Origin of the sequence: Streptomyces sp. AM6-12 (assembly GCF_044327085.1) — a bacterium.
Classification (GTDB): domain Bacteria; phylum Actinomycetota; class Actinomycetes; order Streptomycetales; family Streptomycetaceae; genus Streptomyces.
This window is the reverse complement of record NZ_JBIQWN010000001.1, coordinates 2,938,758-2,954,570: the sequence shown is the minus strand read 5'-3', so window position 1 is coordinate 2,954,570 and position 15,813 is coordinate 2,938,758. Positions and strand designations below refer to the sequence as shown.

General features: G+C 72.6%; 13 protein-coding genes. 7 read left to right on the top strand and 6 right to left on the bottom strand.

All coding sequences use genetic code 11. The annotated features are described in order from the left end of the window. The first annotated feature begins 108 nt into the window (after positions 1-108). Both ACE4Q9_RS13180 and ACE4Q9_RS13175 read left to right on the top strand, forming a co-directional pair. Entirely contained in the window at positions 109-1,389 is a 1,281-nt protein-coding gene (locus ACE4Q9_RS13180; protein ID WP_397984437.1) for a hypothetical protein, read from the top strand. A 165-nt stretch (positions 1,390-1,554) separates the two neighbouring features. Further along, entirely contained in the window at positions 1,555-2,067 is a 513-nt protein-coding gene (locus ACE4Q9_RS13175) for a DoxX family protein (protein WP_397987204.1), read from the top strand. Between the two features lie 522 nt (positions 2,068-2,589). Here ACE4Q9_RS13175 and ACE4Q9_RS13170 read toward each other — a convergent pair. Both ACE4Q9_RS13170 and ACE4Q9_RS13165 read right to left on the bottom strand, forming a co-directional pair. After that, complete coding sequence (locus ACE4Q9_RS13170) at positions 2,590-2,799, bottom strand: hypothetical protein (RefSeq protein WP_397984436.1); 210 nt, start codon at positions 2,797-2,799, stop codon at positions 2,590-2,592. Then, complete coding sequence (locus ACE4Q9_RS13165) at positions 2,786-4,429, bottom strand: PspC domain-containing protein (RefSeq protein ID WP_397984435.1); 1,644 nt, start codon at positions 4,427-4,429, stop codon at positions 2,786-2,788. The genes ACE4Q9_RS13170 and ACE4Q9_RS13165 overlap by 14 nt, the downstream gene beginning before the upstream one ends. 221 nt (positions 4,430-4,650) lie before the next feature. Here ACE4Q9_RS13165 and ACE4Q9_RS13160 point away from each other — a divergent pair, with 221 nt between their 5' ends. After that, entirely contained in the window at positions 4,651-5,940 is a 1,290-nt protein-coding gene (locus ACE4Q9_RS13160) for a PspC domain-containing protein (protein ID WP_397984434.1), read from the top strand. Further along, positions 5,937-6,683, top strand: a complete 747-nt coding sequence (locus ACE4Q9_RS13155; RefSeq protein WP_397984433.1) for a LuxR C-terminal-related transcriptional regulator — start codon at positions 5,937-5,939, stop codon at positions 6,681-6,683. The genes ACE4Q9_RS13160 and ACE4Q9_RS13155 overlap by 4 nt, the downstream gene beginning before the upstream one ends. Before the next feature lie 142 nt (positions 6,684-6,825). On the opposite strand, the gene ACE4Q9_RS13150 is transcribed toward ACE4Q9_RS13155, so the two are convergent. Then, complete coding sequence (locus ACE4Q9_RS13150; RefSeq protein WP_397987203.1) at positions 6,826-7,911, bottom strand: NlpC/P60 family protein; 1,086 nt, start codon at positions 7,909-7,911, stop codon at positions 6,826-6,828. Positions 7,912-8,258: 347 nt separating this feature from the next. Here ACE4Q9_RS13150 and ACE4Q9_RS13145 point away from each other — a divergent pair, with 347 nt between their 5' ends. Then, on the top strand, positions 8,259-8,612 hold the full coding sequence (locus tag ACE4Q9_RS13145; RefSeq protein WP_397984432.1) for a hypothetical protein: 354 nt from the start codon (positions 8,259-8,261) through the stop codon (positions 8,610-8,612). On the opposite strand, the gene ACE4Q9_RS13140 is transcribed toward ACE4Q9_RS13145, so the two are convergent. Then, positions 8,590-9,579, bottom strand: a complete 990-nt coding sequence (locus ACE4Q9_RS13140) for a tellurite resistance/C4-dicarboxylate transporter family protein (RefSeq protein ID WP_397984431.1) — start codon at positions 9,577-9,579, stop codon at positions 8,590-8,592. The genes ACE4Q9_RS13145 and ACE4Q9_RS13140 overlap by 23 nt on opposite strands. A 173-nt stretch (positions 9,580-9,752) precedes the next feature. On the opposite strand from ACE4Q9_RS13140, the gene pcrA reads away from it, so the two are divergent. Then, complete coding sequence (gene pcrA, locus ACE4Q9_RS13135; protein WP_397984430.1) at positions 9,753-12,257, top strand: DNA helicase PcrA; 2,505 nt, start codon at positions 9,753-9,755, stop codon at positions 12,255-12,257. A gap of 77 nt (positions 12,258-12,334) precedes the next feature. Here the strand turns inward: pcrA and ACE4Q9_RS13130 are convergent, their stop codons facing one another. Both ACE4Q9_RS13130 and ACE4Q9_RS13125 read right to left on the bottom strand, forming a co-directional pair. After that, positions 12,335-13,765, bottom strand: coding sequence for a M23 family metallopeptidase (locus tag ACE4Q9_RS13130; RefSeq protein ID WP_397984429.1), 1,431 nt, complete (start codon positions 13,763-13,765; stop codon positions 12,335-12,337). 207 nt (positions 13,766-13,972) lie between these two features. Beyond that, positions 13,973-14,827 carry an esterase/lipase family protein gene (locus ACE4Q9_RS13125; protein ID WP_397984428.1) on the bottom strand — a complete coding sequence of 285 codons (855 nt, stop codon included), beginning with the start codon at positions 14,825-14,827 and terminating at the stop codon, positions 13,973-13,975. 249 nt (positions 14,828-15,076) lie between these two features. Here ACE4Q9_RS13125 and ACE4Q9_RS13120 point away from each other — a divergent pair, with 249 nt between their 5' ends. Continuing rightward, on the top strand, positions 15,077-15,499 hold the full coding sequence (locus tag ACE4Q9_RS13120) for a cobalamin B12-binding domain-containing protein (protein WP_397984427.1): 423 nt from the start codon (positions 15,077-15,079) through the stop codon (positions 15,497-15,499). The last annotated feature ends 314 nt before the right edge of the window (positions 15,500-15,813 follow it).

The following is a 15,813-nucleotide window of genomic DNA, read 5'->3' as shown; positions in this document are numbered from 1 at the left end:
GGTAGGGCACAATTCGCTGTTGATGTACGGGAGTTGCACGGTAATGGGACGGCTCACCGAGGGGCCGGCGGCCGTGCCGCGAGGTCGCGGGGAAGGCGGGCGTCGGACGTGGCGGTGCAGGAGGCGAGAGAGGACGCGGACGCCGAGGGCGTCCATGAGGGCGGCTGCGGCTGCGGGGACTGCCCGCACGGCGCCCGCGAGGGACACCGGCGGGCCGTCGCCGCGTTCCTGCGGCGCCGCGACGAGTTCGCCGCCGGCCAGGGCCTGCCCGCCGCCGTGGCCTACTCGCCCTCGGCCTCCCGCCAGTGGGTCTCCGAGGAACTGACCCAGCGCGCGGAGGCCGTCGCCGAACGCGGCCGCGTCGAAGGCGAGATGTGGCTCACCCGGCTGTGGCTGCGGACCCTGTGCGCGGTGTGGGGCGCGGTCGTCGCCCTGCTGCTCGGTGAGGCGCTGACCGCGATCGGCGCCGGCTGGACCACCGCCCGCACCGCGGCCCTGCTCGCCGCCCTCCTCGTGGCCGGCGCGCTGAGCGCCGCCTGCTGGTTCCACCGGGCGCGCGGCGGCGCCCTCGCCCCGGTGATCGGCGAGGACCATCGCATGTCCACCTCCCGTTCCGTCGCCGTCTGCTGGGTCCTGTTCATCGGCTACGCCGTCCTGCTGCTCGCCGCCCGCCTGGCCGCCGCCTCCGGCCACGCCGAACGCGACGCGCTCATCTCGGGCCTGGATCTCGGCCGCGGCGCCGGCGTGGTGACCGTCCTCGCCGTGGTGTGCGGCATCGCCGTCCTGGTCCGCCGGGTGGTGGGCCTGCGCATACTCGCCCAGCGGCTCCAGAAGGTCCCGGCCCACCGCCCGCGCGCCGCCGACCTGCTCACCGACGACGCCGGCCGGGGCGCCTTCACCGACATCCAGTACGTCGCCATCAGCGCCGTGGCCCTGGTCTTCGCCGCCGTACGGCTCGCCCGCCGCCCCGACCAACTGCCCGACCTGCCCTGGGGACTCGCGGTCGTCGTCCTGATCTCGGCCGCCACCTACCTGGCGGGCAAGTACGCGGAGGGCGGCCGCGCGGTCATCCTCTCCGTGGTCCGCGCCCGCGAACCCGGCGACCTGGACGGGCCGATCCGCACCGGCGACGACATCGAGATCCGCGGCACCGGCTTCGTCCCGCCCGGCGCCCAGAGCGCCGAACGGCTCTCCCGCATGGTCGTCCGCATCGGCGCCGTCGACGTCCATGTCCCGCTGGTCCCGGTCACCGGCGGCTTCCGCAACCCCACGGACACCGTCCTGACCGTCCCCGTCCCGGCCGACGTCGAGCCCGGCTCGGTGGAGGTCCAGGTGGTGACCGCGGCCGGAGTGCCGACCAACCGCTACACGGTCCAGATCACCGAGTGAGCGTCCTCCGCTCGCGATCCTCCTCTCATACGAACGCCTGAAATCCGGAAAAATCCCCAGGAGATGATTGAGCGTCTCCTCCTTGTCATACGTATGGTCGGGAGAACGGGCAGGCACAGCAGGGACAGCGGGCGAGAGGCGGCGGGCAGGATGACCGGTATCCGGATGGACACGCGCACCACACGGCTGAACAGCCGCAACGGCTGGCGGGACACCGCCGCCCACTACGCCCTGCTGCCCCTGCGTGTCTTCCTCGGCGTCACCTTCCTCTACGCGGGCCTGGACAAGCTCACCGACAGCACCTTCATGAAGGCCGCCGGCGCCGGCTCGATCGGCGACACCATGCACGCGGCCCGCGGCACCGCCGCCTTCCCCGCCCTGATCGACCTCGCCCTGAGGAGCCCGGTCGGCTTCGGCTACGCCATCGCCCTCGGCGAACTCGCCGTCGGCATCGCCACCCTCCTCGGACTGTTCGGCCGCCTCGCCGCACTGGGCGGCGCGCTGATCTCCCTCAGCCTGTGGCTGACCATGAGCTGGGCGACGACCCCCTACTACTACGGCAACGACCTGGCCTACCTGATGGCCTGGCTCCCCCTGATCCTCGCCGGCGCCCCCTATCTCTCCCTGGACGCCGCCTGGCGCGCGCGGAGCCGACGGCGGACTTTCGGTTATCTGTAGGCGGATGGGGGCTGGGGGAGGGGCCGGATGGGGAGGCTCGGGCAGTTGGGGGGCTGGGGGAGCGGGCGGAACGGGGCTTCGGAGCTGGGCGACGGAGTCGGCCGACCGGGGTGCGGCGCTGAGTCGTGGCGTCGGGCCGACCGGGGTCGCGCATTCGGCTGGCCGGGGGTTGGGCCGGCCGGGAGTTGTGGAGTCGGCCGTGGGCCGGCTGTCCGTGGGTGCTGGGTACCGGGCTGCCAGTGCACCGGCCGTGTCGCCGTCCTGCCGTGCGCCGGGTCGGGTTGTCCGCAGGCAGAGGGCTTGCCGCCGTGGCGTCGATGGGACTGTCCGCAGGCAGAGTGGTTCGCCGCCGTGTCGCCGGGGCGGTCCGTCCGCCCGTAGTGGCTCGCCACCGCCCCGTCGGTTATTCGGCGAGTCCTGGAGCCCACCGACCTCCCAGCGCCGCCCAACCTCTCAGCGCCGCCCGACTCCGCAGCGCGCCCAGCCCTTGAGCGTCGCCCAGCTCCCGCCGCCCAGCCCCGCCTAGCCCCGCTCGGTCCCGTCCCGTCCGCGTATCGCCCGGTTGAGTGCCGCCGTGACGCCGGCCAGGCACAGGCCGCCCGCCACCAGTGGGACGATCGCGAACCACGGGGTCTGCCAGAGGCCGCCCGCGTCCCCGGCGTACACCACCCCGGTCGCGACCAGGAACAACCCGGCGACCAGCTTCCCGGGCCGGAACTCATGGCGCAGCACGGTCCACCTCCACTTCTCCGGCTCCGACCTGGAGGGTGAGGTCCAGAGTGCCGCTGTCCTTTCCGCCCTTGACCGGTGTCAGGGTCACCTCGCGGTGCTGTTGCGCCAGCACGTCCACGTCCTTTCCGTGTTCACCCGGCAGCTTGATGTCGCCCACGCCCACCTTGATGTCCATCCGCACGGTCGCGTCGGTCGGCACGATCACCTTCAGCCGGCCCGCCCCGACGTGCGCGTCCGTGGCGACGGTCCGTCCCTTGGCCGGGTGTATCCGGGTCAGGTCGAGGGTGCCCCGGCCCGTCCCCAGCTCGTACGCCGGCCGGAGCTGCGCCGCGGCGCCGGGTATCCAGGACGTCTCCCGCCAGTGCGTGGTGATGTCGCGGGGCATCGCCGCCGCCCCGCCGAGCAGGGCTGCCGTGATGATCGCCAGGAACACCGTGCCCGCGCCGGTGCGGCCCAGGAACGAGCTGACCGCGATGCCCAGGCCGAACACGGCCAGCGCACAGGCGAGTCCGGTCTGGAGGCTGGTGCCCAGCGCCTCGGTGTGCCAGGTCAGCCCGGAGCCCAGGCCGCCCGCCAGCAGCGCCAGCAAGAACACCGGGCCGCCTATCCAGCGCGGTCCGCGCGGCTTCGGGGGCGCGGGGACTGCCGGCCGCGATGCGGCTCCGGGATGGATCCAGGGGGATGCCAGGCGGACGTCGACGACCGAGAGCAGGTCTCCCTCCCGGACCCGGGCGTCGCCGGGGCCCCACAGATAGCCGGTGCCGCCGACATGCGTGCCGTCCTTGACGATCGGGTCCCGCCACCAGGAGGGATAGCTGATGGCGACCGGCGGCGCCTGTGCCTCCGGCGGTGCGTCGGCGGCGGCCTGCGCGGCCAGCGGGTCGGGGTCGGGGGCGCCGCGGCGCCGCGACCAGTACCCGGCGCCGGCGAGCATCAGCGAGAGCACCGCGGCGAAGGCCAGCGCCCCGCCGTTTCTCAGCATGGTCAGGAACGTCCCGCAGCCGACCAGGGCGAACAGCACCGCGGCCAGCGCCTGGCCGTCGACCCGGCCGGTCAGCAGCTTGCGCAGTTCGTTCTCCTCCTCGTCCTCGTACGGCACCAGAAGCCATACGAAGCCGTAGAAGATGAGACCGAAGCCGCCGGTCGCGGACAGGACCGCCAGGGTGATCCGGAATATCACCGGGTCCATGTCGGCCTGCCGGCCGAGCCCCGCGCACACGCCCGCGATCATCTTGTACCGGCGCCCGCGCCGGAACCGGTCGGGGGCGTTCCCGGCGGGACCGGGCTGTCGCGCGGATTCCTGCGGCTGTCGCTCCTTCCGCCCAGCACCCCTCTCGTGCCCCAGGCCCTGACCCCCTTCCTGCTCCCGCTCCTGCTCCTGTCCCCGTTCCCGCGCGTCGGCGTGGGTGCGGGGGCCCGCGTCCGCGCTGCCGGCCCTCTCCGCGCCGACTGTCCTCTCCGTCTTCTCTGTGCTGTGCGCGTCTTTGCTGTGCGCGCGAGGGGCGGCGCCGCCGGTGGCCGCGCCCGTCCCTTCCGTCGCGGCGGGCGCGGCATCCGTCGGCCCGGTGCCCGGGGCCGGGCGCGGGCCGCCGGGTCCCGGACCCGTCGCGGCATGCTCGTGATCCGTCATGAGTCCATGGTGACGGCCGGTGCGGCGCGGCGGCAGTCGGGACAACCCTGGGCGAACCCTGAAATCGGCCCTGACGCGGGCCGGGGAAGCGTTCGAGCGGCGCGGAGCGGCCGGAGCCGGTGCGGGAACGAGGCTCCCGATCCGGCCCCGGGGAAGATCAGGGGCGTCTCGGGGGCCGACCCTGATGCCGCGCCCCGGCCGGGCGTGTGACCATCGATGCCATGCCGGAAGCCGCAAGCCTGCCACTCGACGACCCGCGGCCGCCGCGCAAGCTCTACCGCAGCGGCGACGGACGCTGGCTCGGCGGAGTGGCGCGGGGCCTCGCCGGGCATCTCGGGCTGCCCGTCATCTGGGTCCGGCTCGCGTTCGTCGGCCTGTTCATGGCCAACGGCCTGGGCGCGCTGCTGTACGCGGCGTTCTGGTTCTTCGTCCCGCTCGGTGTCGGTGGCGTCGGGGAACAGAAGACGTCTCCGATCACCGCCGAGACCACGCCCGGCGGCCGCAGAAGACTGGTGGCCCGCAAGCCGGACCGGGGCCAGATGGTCGCGCTGCTCCTCATGGTCATCGTGTCCATGGTCTTCGTGAGCAGCGTCAATCCGACCGGCGCGGCCAAGGCGTATCTGGTGCCCGCCGTGCTCGTCGCGGCCGGTGTCGCCCTCGTCTGGCGCCAGGCGGACAACGCCCGCCGGGCCCGCTGGGTCGAGGTCGGCAGGCACCGCCGCACCTTGACGCTGGTGCGCGCGGCCGCCGGTGTCCTGCTGGTCACGGCCGGCGTCTCGGCGATCTTCGTCCTCCAGGGTTCGGCCGCCCACCTCGGGGCCGTCCTCCAGGCCGCGCTCGTCGTCCTCGTCGGGATCACCCTGCTCGCCGGCCCGTATCTGGTCCGGATGACCCAGGACCTCTCCGAGGAGCGGCTGATGCGCATCCGCGCCCAGGAGCGGGCCGAGGTCGCCGCGCACGTCCATGACTCCGTGCTGCACACCCTCACCCTGATCCAGCGCAACGCGGACAACGCGGGCGAGGTCCGCCGCCTCGCCCGCGCCCAGGAGCGCGATCTGCGCACCTGGCTCTACAAGCCGGAGGGCACCGGCAAGGACGAGGCGGACGAACCGGACACGGTCGCCGAGGCGGTGCGGCGCAACGCGGCCGAGGTCGAGGACAAGCACGGGGTGCCGATAGAGGTGGTCGTCGTCGGCGACTGCCCGTTGGAGGACCGGATCGGTGCGCAGATGCAAGCCGCGCGCGAGGCAATGGTGAACGCGGCCAAGTACGGTGGCGACGGCGGCGCCGTGCAGGTCTACGCCGAGGTCGAGGGCAGGACGGTGTTCGTCTCCGTGCGTGACCGTGGTCCGGGCTTCGACCTCGACTCGATACCCGCCGACCGCATGGGCGTCAGAGAATCGATCATCGGACGCATGGAGCGCAACGGCGGCACGGCCCAACTACGGGCGGTGCCGGGGGGCGGCACGGAGGTCGAGCTGGAGATGGAGAGGGCGGAGAAGACGGCATGAGCGACGCGACCGAGGCGAACGGCACGGCGGAGACGGCGCAGGCGGCCGAGATCGGCGGGCTCGCCGACGGGGGTGCGGGCGGGCGGCACGTACGGGTGGTGCTGGTGGACGACCACCGGATGTTCCGGACCGGCGTCCAGGCGGAGATCGGCCGGACCGCCACGACCGGTGTCGAGGTGGTGGGCGAGGCCGCGGACGTCGACCAGGCGGTCACCGTCATCACCGCGACCCGGCCCGAGGTGGTCCTCCTCGACGTCCATCTGCCGGGCGGCGGCGGGGTCGAGGTGCTGCGCCGGTGTGCGGCGCTGATGGCGGACGCCGAGCAGCCGGTGCGCTTCCTCGCGCTGTCCGTGTCGGACGCTGCGGAGGATGTGATCGGGGTGATCCGCGGCGGCGCCCGCGGCTATGTCACCAAGACCATCACCGGCACCGACCTGGTGGACTCGATCTTCCGGGTCCAGGAAGGGGACGCGGTCTTCTCCCCGCGGCTGGCCGGCTTCGTGCTGGACGCCTTCGCCTCCACCGACGCCCCGCCCGTGGACGAGGACCTGGACCGCCTCACCCAGCGCGAGCGCGAGGTGCTCCGGCTGATCGCCCGTGGTTATGCCTACAAGGAGATCGCCAAGCAGCTGTTCATCTCGGTGAAGACGGTCGAGTCCCATGTCTCGGCGGTGCTGCGCAAGCTTCAGCTCTCCAACCGGCACGAGCTGACCCGCTGGGCGACGGCGCGGCGCCTGGTCTGACCCCGGCGGAGCGGACCCCCGTAGAGCCGGGGCCGGAGGCCCCCGGCACAGACCCGCACCCCCGCGTCAACATGGCCCGCCCCCCACCTCGCCCGCACCCCCCGCCTCCCACGGCCCGCACTCTCCCGCCTCACCCGGCTCCTCACACCACCCGCGTCGCCCCCGCGAACGGCATCTCGTCGATCGGGGCCACGCGGACCGGGGCTGAGGGGTTGGGGGCGTGGATCATGCGGCCGTTGCCGATGTAGAGGCCGACGTGGCTGATGCCGGAGTAGAAGAACACCAGGTCGCCGGGGCGCAGTTCGGAGCGGGAGACGCGTCGGCCCGCGTCGATCTGGGCGTAGGTGGTGCGGGGGAGGGACACCCCGGCGGAGCGGTAGGCGGCCTGGACGAGCCCTGAGCAGTCGAAGGCGTGGGGGCCGGTCGCGCCCCAGACATAGGGGCTGCCGAGTTTGGCGAAGGCGTAGGCGACGGCCGCCGCGGCGCGGGAGTCGGGGGCCGCGACGCCCCCGGCCTGGGTCGACGCCTGCCGGCCGTCCCCGGCCGTCCCGGACGCGTTACCCGGAGCGGTGCCGTCGGTGTCATCGGTGCCGTCTGCGCCGGTCGCCTGGGCGCGTTGCGACGGGGTCAGCTCGGCCAGCAGCCGCCGGGCCTCGGCCAGTTTGCCGGTGACGGTCTTCTTCTGCCGCCGCAGCTCCGCCTGATGGGACTTCAGGGACGTCAGCTCGATGCGGGCGGCGCCGCGCAGCCGCTCGATCTCCTGGAGCTGCCGGCGTACCTGGGACACGGCGGCGGTCTGCCGGTCACCGGCGCGTTCGGCGAGGGCGGCGTCGTCCAGGTAGCGGTCCGGGTCGCTGGACAGGGCGAGTTGCCAGGCAGGGGCGATGTCTCCGGAGCGGTACTGCGCGGCGGCGAAGGTGCCGAGCGCGTCGCGGGCGGAGTTGAGCTGCTGCGTCTTGCGGGCGGCCTCGTCGCGCAGCGCGTTCAGCCGGCGTTCGCCCGCGTCCGCCTGCTCCTTGGCGCCGTCGTACTTCTGCGTGGCGGTCTCGGCCTCCCGGTACAGGGTGTCCACCTCGGTCCTCACCTGCGTGGGCGTCAGCCGGGGCTCGGCCTGTCCGGTGCCGTCGAAGCCCGTCGCGGTGGCCGCCCCCGCCATGGCGAGGATGGCCGCCGTCCGGGCCGTATGACCCCCGAACGGGTGCTGCCGTGGCCTGCGGTGCGCTGCCACCTCTGCCGTCACGTCCTTTCATACGACTGATGCAACTGATGTGACCGATGTGGCCGTTGCATTGGATGGCACCCGGCGGTGAGAGCCGGGTGCCTGGGGGAGGACGCTAGGCCGGACGGTGACGGGTTGGTAACGCACTGTGCGGAACTGACCTGGATGGAGCGGCATGCGTCCGGATGCGACCGAGACGCGAGGTGCGAAGCGTCACCTTCGGGCGGTGTGGTGATCAAAGAGCGATAAGTGGTGAAGAGGGGGTGGTGAGGTGCTATGGGAGTGCGTTCATGCCGGATGCGCGTGACCGGGGGCGGTGACGGGAGGCCGCGGGGCGCTGGTTAGGCTCCCGCTCCATGGACGTACTCATCCATCTCTTCGTCGGCCTGCACATCATCGGCATCGCCGCGCTGCTCGGCGGTTTCCTCACCCAGATGAAGGCGATGGGCCAGGGCACGGCGCGGTTCGTGCCCGGAATGCTGCACGGCGCGCTGACCATGCTGGTCACCGGTGTGGCCCTGGTCGGACTGAACCAGGCGCAGGGCGCCCACATCAACACCATCAAGATCGGCATCAAGCTGGCGCTGCTGATCGTGATCCTCGGCCTGGTCTACGTCAAGCGCGACGAGGAGCGGATCGACAAGGCGCAGTTCGGGCTCGTCGGCGCGCTGACCGCGACGAACATCTTCATCGCGGTGCTCTGGACCTGACCTCGCCGGACCCGGCGCGGGCCGTGCGCACCGCGTCGGCGACCGTGCCGGCGGCCACCCAGAGCCACCCCGCCACCGCCACCCAGACCAGCACGTGCCCCGGTCCCCTGAGCCAGGGAATCCCCACGGCGGTCATGACGGACAACGTCGCCGCGGCCGTCATGCCGAGCGGGAAGACCGTCGCCCACCGGCGCTGGTCGTAGCGGAGCCGGGGCCGGGCCGCCTCGGCGACCAGCAGTACCACATAGGCCGCCAGGGACAGGGCGAGCAGCAGCACCGTCGTCGTGCGCAGGGTGTCGCGGTCGTCGTCGTTCCACAGATACAGCCCGCTCGTGTCCCCGGCGGTGAGCAGCCCCGCCCCGGCCAGCGCCGAGATGGCGAGCGCCCCGCCCGCGATCCAGTGGTCTCCGGGCCCCTCCAGCACCTGCCGCCCGTCGAAGCGGGGCAGGGCGAGGGCGTAGAGCGCCAGGCCCAGCCAGAACAGCACCAGCGCGGTGTGCGCGAGCCACGCCGTGTGCTCGGCCCCCGCGAGCCCCGCTGCCGTCACGACGAGCCCCTGGGTGGCCACGCAGCACAGGAACACCGCGCCCGGCATGCGCGAGTCCCAGTGCCGTACGACGATCGGCAGCAGCACCGCCCAGAGCACCGCCGCGAGGGCCAGCAGTGCCTCGGCCAGGAGGTGCCCGCCCAGGATCGCGAGCCGGGCGGCCAGGACGGCGGTCGCGGCGGCGGCCGTGAGCGCCGCCGGGCTCCGCGCCTCGGCCGCCCAGCGTCCCCGGTCCAGGACCAGCCGGCGCCCGAAACCGATGCCCAGAAGCACCCAGACGGCGCCTGCCAGTGCCAGCGCCGCCAGGGAGAGCGCCTCGGCGCCGACCAGGTGCAGCCCCGTCGACACGATGGCGGTCGCCATCACGGCGGCCCCGGTGGCCGGCGACTGGCCCGCCCACCACCTACGCAGACCGGACATGCGCCCGATGCTAGGCAGGCTCGCGAGCCGGGCGCCACGGGCACGCGCGCGGGAGCGCAAAAGCACCCGTACGGGACGGAACCAGGGGCGGCATCCGTGATTCCCCCGGCTTTACCCTCGGGTTCCGGGGAGCGGGACCGGTTGTCGGTGGGGCGCCCTAGACTCGGAAGGCGATGAGCAGCCTCTTTGACGACAGCTTCCTGGCGGATCTCCAGGCCCCGCGTGGGCCCGAGGAGGAACACCCGCCACCGCCCGAGGACGATCACGCTCCGGAACCGGTTCCGGAGGATCTGTTCGGCGGGAAGTTCGACGTGCCGCCGGACCGGGACACCCACTACCGCGACGGTGCCCCGCGCCCCCCGGTCGACGCGGCGGCCCTCCTGGAGGGGCTGAACGACAACCAGCGCGCCGCGGTCGTGCACGCCGGCTCCCCACTGCTCATCGTGGCCGGCGCCGGCTCCGGCAAGACGCGTGTGCTCACCCACCGCATCGCCCACCTGCTCGCCGCGCGGAATGTGCATCCGGGCCAGATCCTCGCGATCACCTTCACCAACAAGGCCGCGGGCGAGATGAAGGAGCGCGTCGAGCAGCTCGTCGGCCCGCGCGCGAACGCCATGTGGGTGATGACCTTCCACAGCGCGTGCGTGCGCATCCTGCGCCGGGAGAGCAAGAAGCTCGGCTTCACGTCGTCGTTCTCGATCTACGACGCCGCCGACAGCAAGCGCCTGATGGCCCTGGTCTGCCGCGACCTGGACCTCGACCCCAAGCGCTTCCCGCCCAAGTCCTTCAGCGCCAAGATCAGCAATCTGAAGAACGAGCTGATCGACGAGGAGGACTTCGCGGCCCAGGCGGCCGACGGATTCGAGAAGACCCTCGCCCAGGCGTACGCGCTCTACCAGTCGCGGCTGCGCGAGGCCAACGCGCTCGACTTCGACGACCTGATCATGACGACGGTCAACCTGCTGCGCGCCTTCCCGGACGTCGCCGAGCACTACCGCCGCCGCTTCCGGCACGTCCTGGTGGACGAGTACCAGGACACCAACCACGCCCAGTACGCGCTGGTCCGCGAGTTGGTCGGCACCGGCGAGCACGACCCGGACGTACCGCCCGGCGAGCACGACCTGCCGCCCGCCGAGCTGTGCGTCGTCGGTGACGCGGACCAGTCGATCTACGCCTTCCGCGGCGCGACCATCCGCAACATCCTCCAGTTCGAGGAGGACTACCCGGATGCGACGACGATCCTGCTGGAGCAGAACTACCGCTCCACGCAGACCATCCTGTCCGCCGCCAACGCGGTCATCGAGCGCAACGAGTCCCGCCGCCCGAAGAACCTGTGGACCAACGCCGGCCAGGGCGCGCGGATCACCGGCTATGTCGCCGACACCGAGCACGACGAGGCCCAGTTCGTCGCCGACGAGATAGACCGCCTCACGGACGCGGGCGAGGCGCGCGCCGGTGACGTCGCCGTCTTCTACCGCACCAACGCCCAGTCCCGTGTCTTCGAAGAGGTCTTCATCCGCGTCGGCCTGCCGTACAAGGTCGTTGGCGGGGTCCGCTTCTACGAGCGCAAGGAAGTCCGGGACGTCCTCGCCTACCTGCGTGTCCTCGCCAACCCCGAGGACACGGTGCCGCTGCGCCGCATCCTCAACGTGCCCAAGCGGGGCATCGGCGAGCGCGCCGAGGCGATGATCGACGCCCTCGCCCAGCGCGAGAAGATCAGCTTCCCGCAGGCGCTCAAGCGGGTGGACGAGGCGTACGGCATGGCCGCGCGCTCCACCAACGCGGTCAAGCGCTTCAACACGCTGATGGAGGACCTGCGCACCATCGTGGAGTCCGGCGCCGGACCGGCCACGGTCCTGGAGGCCATACTCGAACGCACCGGCTACCTGGCCGAGTTGCAGAACTCCACCGACCCGCAGGACGAGACCCGTATCGAGAACCTCCAGGAACTCGCCGCCGTCGCCCTGGAGTTCGAACAGGAGCGCGGCGAGAGCGAAGCGGCCCCGGACGCCCCCGCCGCGGGGGCCACGCTGGCCGACTTCCTGGAGCAGGTCGCCCTGGTCGCCGACTCCGACCAGATCCCCGACGAGGAGGACGGCGACGGCGTCATCACCCTGATGACCCTGCACACCGCCAAGGGCCTGGAGTTCCCGGTCGTCTTCCTGACCGGCATGGAGGACGGCGTCTTCCCGCACATGCGCGCCCTCGGGCAGGTCAAGGAGCTGGAGGAGGAACGGCGCCTGGCGTACGTGGGCATCACCCGCGCGCGGGAGCGGCTGTACCTCACGCGGGCCGCGATGCGCAGCGCCTGGGGGCAGCCGTCGTACAACCCGCCCTCCCGCTTTCTGGAGGAGATCCCGGCCACGCATGTGGACTGGAAGCGCACGGGGGCGACGGCGCCGGTGTCCTCCGGGCCCGCGTCCGGGATCGCGGCCTCGCTGTCCTCGTCCCGTTCGCGCTCCTCGGCCTCCGGCGCGTCCGGCTTCGCCACGCGGCGCACCGCGGAGAAGCCCGTGGTCGGGCTGTCCGTCGGGGACCGGGTCACCCACGACCAGTTCGGGCTCGGCACAGTCGTCGGGGTCAAGGGCACGGGCGCGAACGCGGAGGCGACGATCGACTTCGGCGACACCAAGCCGAAGCGGCTACTGCTGCGGTACGCGCCGGTGGAGAAGCTGTAAGCGGGCAGGAGAAATAAGCGGGCAGGCGAAAGGGGCCCGCGCCGACCGGCGCGGGCCCCTTTCGTCCGTGCCTCTGTCTACGTGGGGTCGAGCCCGTGGCTGCGCAGCCAGGGCAGCGGGTCGACCGCCGCTCCGCCGCCGGGCCGCACCTCGAAGTGCAGGTGCGGGCCGGTGGAGTTGCCGGAGTTGCCGGAGTCGGCGATCGGCTGGCCGGCCTTGACGGTCGTACCGGGGGCGACGACGTAGCGGGAGAGGTGGCAGTACCAGGTCTGCGTGCCGTCCTTCGCGGTCAGGATCAGCATGTTGCCGTAGGCGCTGTTCCACTTGGTGGCGACGGTGCCGTCGGTCGCGGCCATCACCGTGGTGCCGTAGGCGACGGGGAAGTCGATGCCGGTGTGCACGGACATCCAGTTGACGCCCGCCTGGCCGAAGTAGGCGCTGAGCCCCTTCTGGAGGACCGGCAGCACGAACTTGGGCCGCAGCCGTTCCTTCAGCGCGGCCGCCGCGGCCGCCTTCTTCTTCTCCTGTTCCTGCTGCTGCTTGAGGTCGATCCGCTCCTGGGTGCGGCTCGCCCGGTCGGCGAAGTCGTCGGCGCCGGCCGACAGCCCCCTGAGCTGGGTGTCCAGCTTGCTGTTGGCGATCGAGGGCTGGACCGCGTGCGCGTCCGAGGCGGAGGCGGTGGTGTCGGTGGAGCCGCCGTCGTGCAGGGCGCCGACGGAGGCCGCGGCGATCCCGGCGACCCCCATCACACAGGCCGAGGGAACGGCCACGGTCAGCAGCGCGGAGCGCTTCGCGGGCGTACGACGCCGGGAACGCGCCCCGGCCCGCGCTCCCGCGCGCCCACCCGAGGGGGCCGGAGCCGGCGCGGGCTCCTGCTGTTCCTCCAACAGATGCGGTACGGCGGCGAGTTCGCCGGTCCCGTCCAGCTCCCCGAACCCCTCGAAGGTCGCGGTCTCCTGCTGGTCGAAGGGCACGGTCTCCTGCTCGGGGACCGTCGCCGCGGCCGGGCCGCCGGAGTTCCACTGCGTGGCGTCGTACGCGCCCGTGTCGAAGGTCTGGGTGCCCCACTCCCACTGCTGAGTGGCGTCGGCGGCGCCGGACTGGTCGGGGTGCATCCAGGCACCCGTGTCCCACTGGCCGCTCACCTCGTCGCCGGTGGCCTGCGCGGGGAAGGTCCAGGCGGTGCTGTCGTAGGCGCCCGTGTCGTAACCGGCCTGCTGCTGGTGGGCGTACACGCCGTAGGCGGGGGTCTGGCCGGTGTCGGCATGCCATGGGCCGCCGGCATATTCACCCGTGGCGTGAGTTTCGCCGGGGAGGTGGCCGTAAAGCGGGTCCGGGTCGAAACCCCCGGCGGGGCCGCTGCTGAAACCGGTGGCGTCGTGGCCGCCGTACGTGGTGAAGTCGTCGTAGGGGACTTCCGGAGTGCCGTACGTCGCCGGGGGCGCCGCGGAGGCGTCGGAAGCCGGGGCCGGGGTGGTCAGGGTCCCCGACGGGTGACGGTCGTTCACCAACTTCTCTTTCGCCTCGACAACAGGGGCTGCCAGAGCAGTGCGGCGACTGTACCCGGCGGTCTGCGGGCGCGACAATCTTCGACCGGTGCCGCGCGGGCCGGAAACGGGCATTCGGCCTTGTTTCGGGGGTACCCGACCTGAGTTTGGCTTTCTGTTCGATGTGTGTTCGATGTCAGTCGGCTGTGCGACGCCCCTGTACGACCCTCACGCCACGGTCAGGCCGTTCGCGGGCCGCTCCCCGGCGTCGGCGAAGTCCAGCGCCTCGCGTATCCCGGTCGCCACGGCGGGGTGCACCGGCAGCGCGAGATGACCGATGCCGGTCACCCGGATGTTGCGCGCGTCGAGGTCGGGGTGGTCGAGGCAGGCCGTCTCCAGCGGGTCCATCAGCGGGTCCAGGTCGCTCCAAAAGCTGACGAACCGGGTGCGGCAGCCGGGCGCGGGACGGCTCAGCTCCTCGATCACCACCGAACCCGGCCGCATCTGGCGCACGATGGGATGAGCGTCGGCCAAGGGTGCGACGCGGGTGCCCGAGTGCGGGGTGCCGAGCGTGACCAGTGTGCGGACCCGCAGGTCACCGCCCAGGCACTGCACGTAGTAGCGGGCGATCAGACCGCCCAGGCTGTGTCCCACGATGTCCACCCGGTCGCTGCCGGTGCGCGCGCAGATCTCCTCCACATGCCGCCCGAACAGCTCGGCGGCGGTGCGGATGTCGCAGGTCAGCGGGGAGTAGTTGAGCGATTCCACGCGCTGTCCGCCGTGCTGGGCCAGGCTGCGGCGCAGCAGTACGAAGACCGAGCGGTTGTCGATGAAGCCGTGCAGCAGCACGACCGGGGGGCTGGGGCGGACGGGCAGCCGGGCGGTGCCGCCGGCCACGGGCGCGGGGGCGCAGCGCTCCTGGAACAGGCCGGTCGGGTACAGCAGGACGTGTCCGGCCAGGATCGCGGCGTCCAGGGCGGTCGCCTTCAGCAGCGTCACCGACATCCCGGCCAGCCTGCCGGGCCACAGGCGACGGCAGTACGAGTACGGGGAGAAGAGTGGCACTACTCCGGTGACCTTCATGGCCGACCTCCCGTCGGCACACCGGAGGACGGCTCCATCCCCCGTGTGCCTGTATGTCCCACTCAATGAGTTCCCCGTCGTCGCGCACCGTAAAACCGCCGGGCGCGGGATGCTGGAGACAACGTCCGTTCACCCAGCGACGGGTGGCGGGGCGCCCCGTAGGTGCGGTACTTGTCGGAGGGCGGCGGCGAGCGTCTCCGCCGGCCGCGTGAGGTGGCGCGGGACGTGGGTCGTGCGAGGGAGGCAGTGATGGGTGTGGCAGCCGGTCCGATCCGGGTGGTGGTCGCCAAGCCGGGCCTCGACGGCCACGACCGGGGGGCCAAGGTCATCGCGCGCGCCCTGCGGGACGCCGGGATGGAGGTCATCTACACCGGGCTGCACCAGACGCCCGAGCAGATCGTCGGCACCGCGATCCAGGAGGACGCCGACGCGATCGGCCTGTCCATCCTCTCCGGCGCGCACAACACCCTGTTCGCCGCGGTCATCGACCTGCTCAGGGAGCGCGACGCCGAGGACATCCTCGTCTTCGGCGGCGGCATCATCCCGGAGGAGGACATCCCGCCGCTGAAGGAGAAGGGCGTCGCGGAGATCTTCACTCCGGGGGCGACGACCGCGTCGATCGTGGAGTGGGTCAGGCAGAACGCGCGCCAGCCGGCGGCGTCGGGGGGATGAGGCGAGGTGGAGTGATGTGAGCGGGGCTGGGGGCCTGTGGCCGTGGGGCGAGGTGGGCGGCGTGAGGAGGCGTGACGCGCCGGGCCGCTGGGGCGCTGAGTTGGGGGGCTGGGCCGGGGCACTGGGCCGGGTGCGACCTCGGAGTGCCGGTGGTGCGCGCTGTCCGGTACCGCCGTGTGCCCGTGCTGCCCGCGTCCGGTTCTGGGGGGTGCTGGTGGTGCCGTGGCGTCCGGTTTTGTCGGGTGCCGGTGGCGGCTTGGTATTAGGTCCCGCCGGGGCGGCGGGGCGCGGCGGTGGTGCCCCGGTATCCGGTC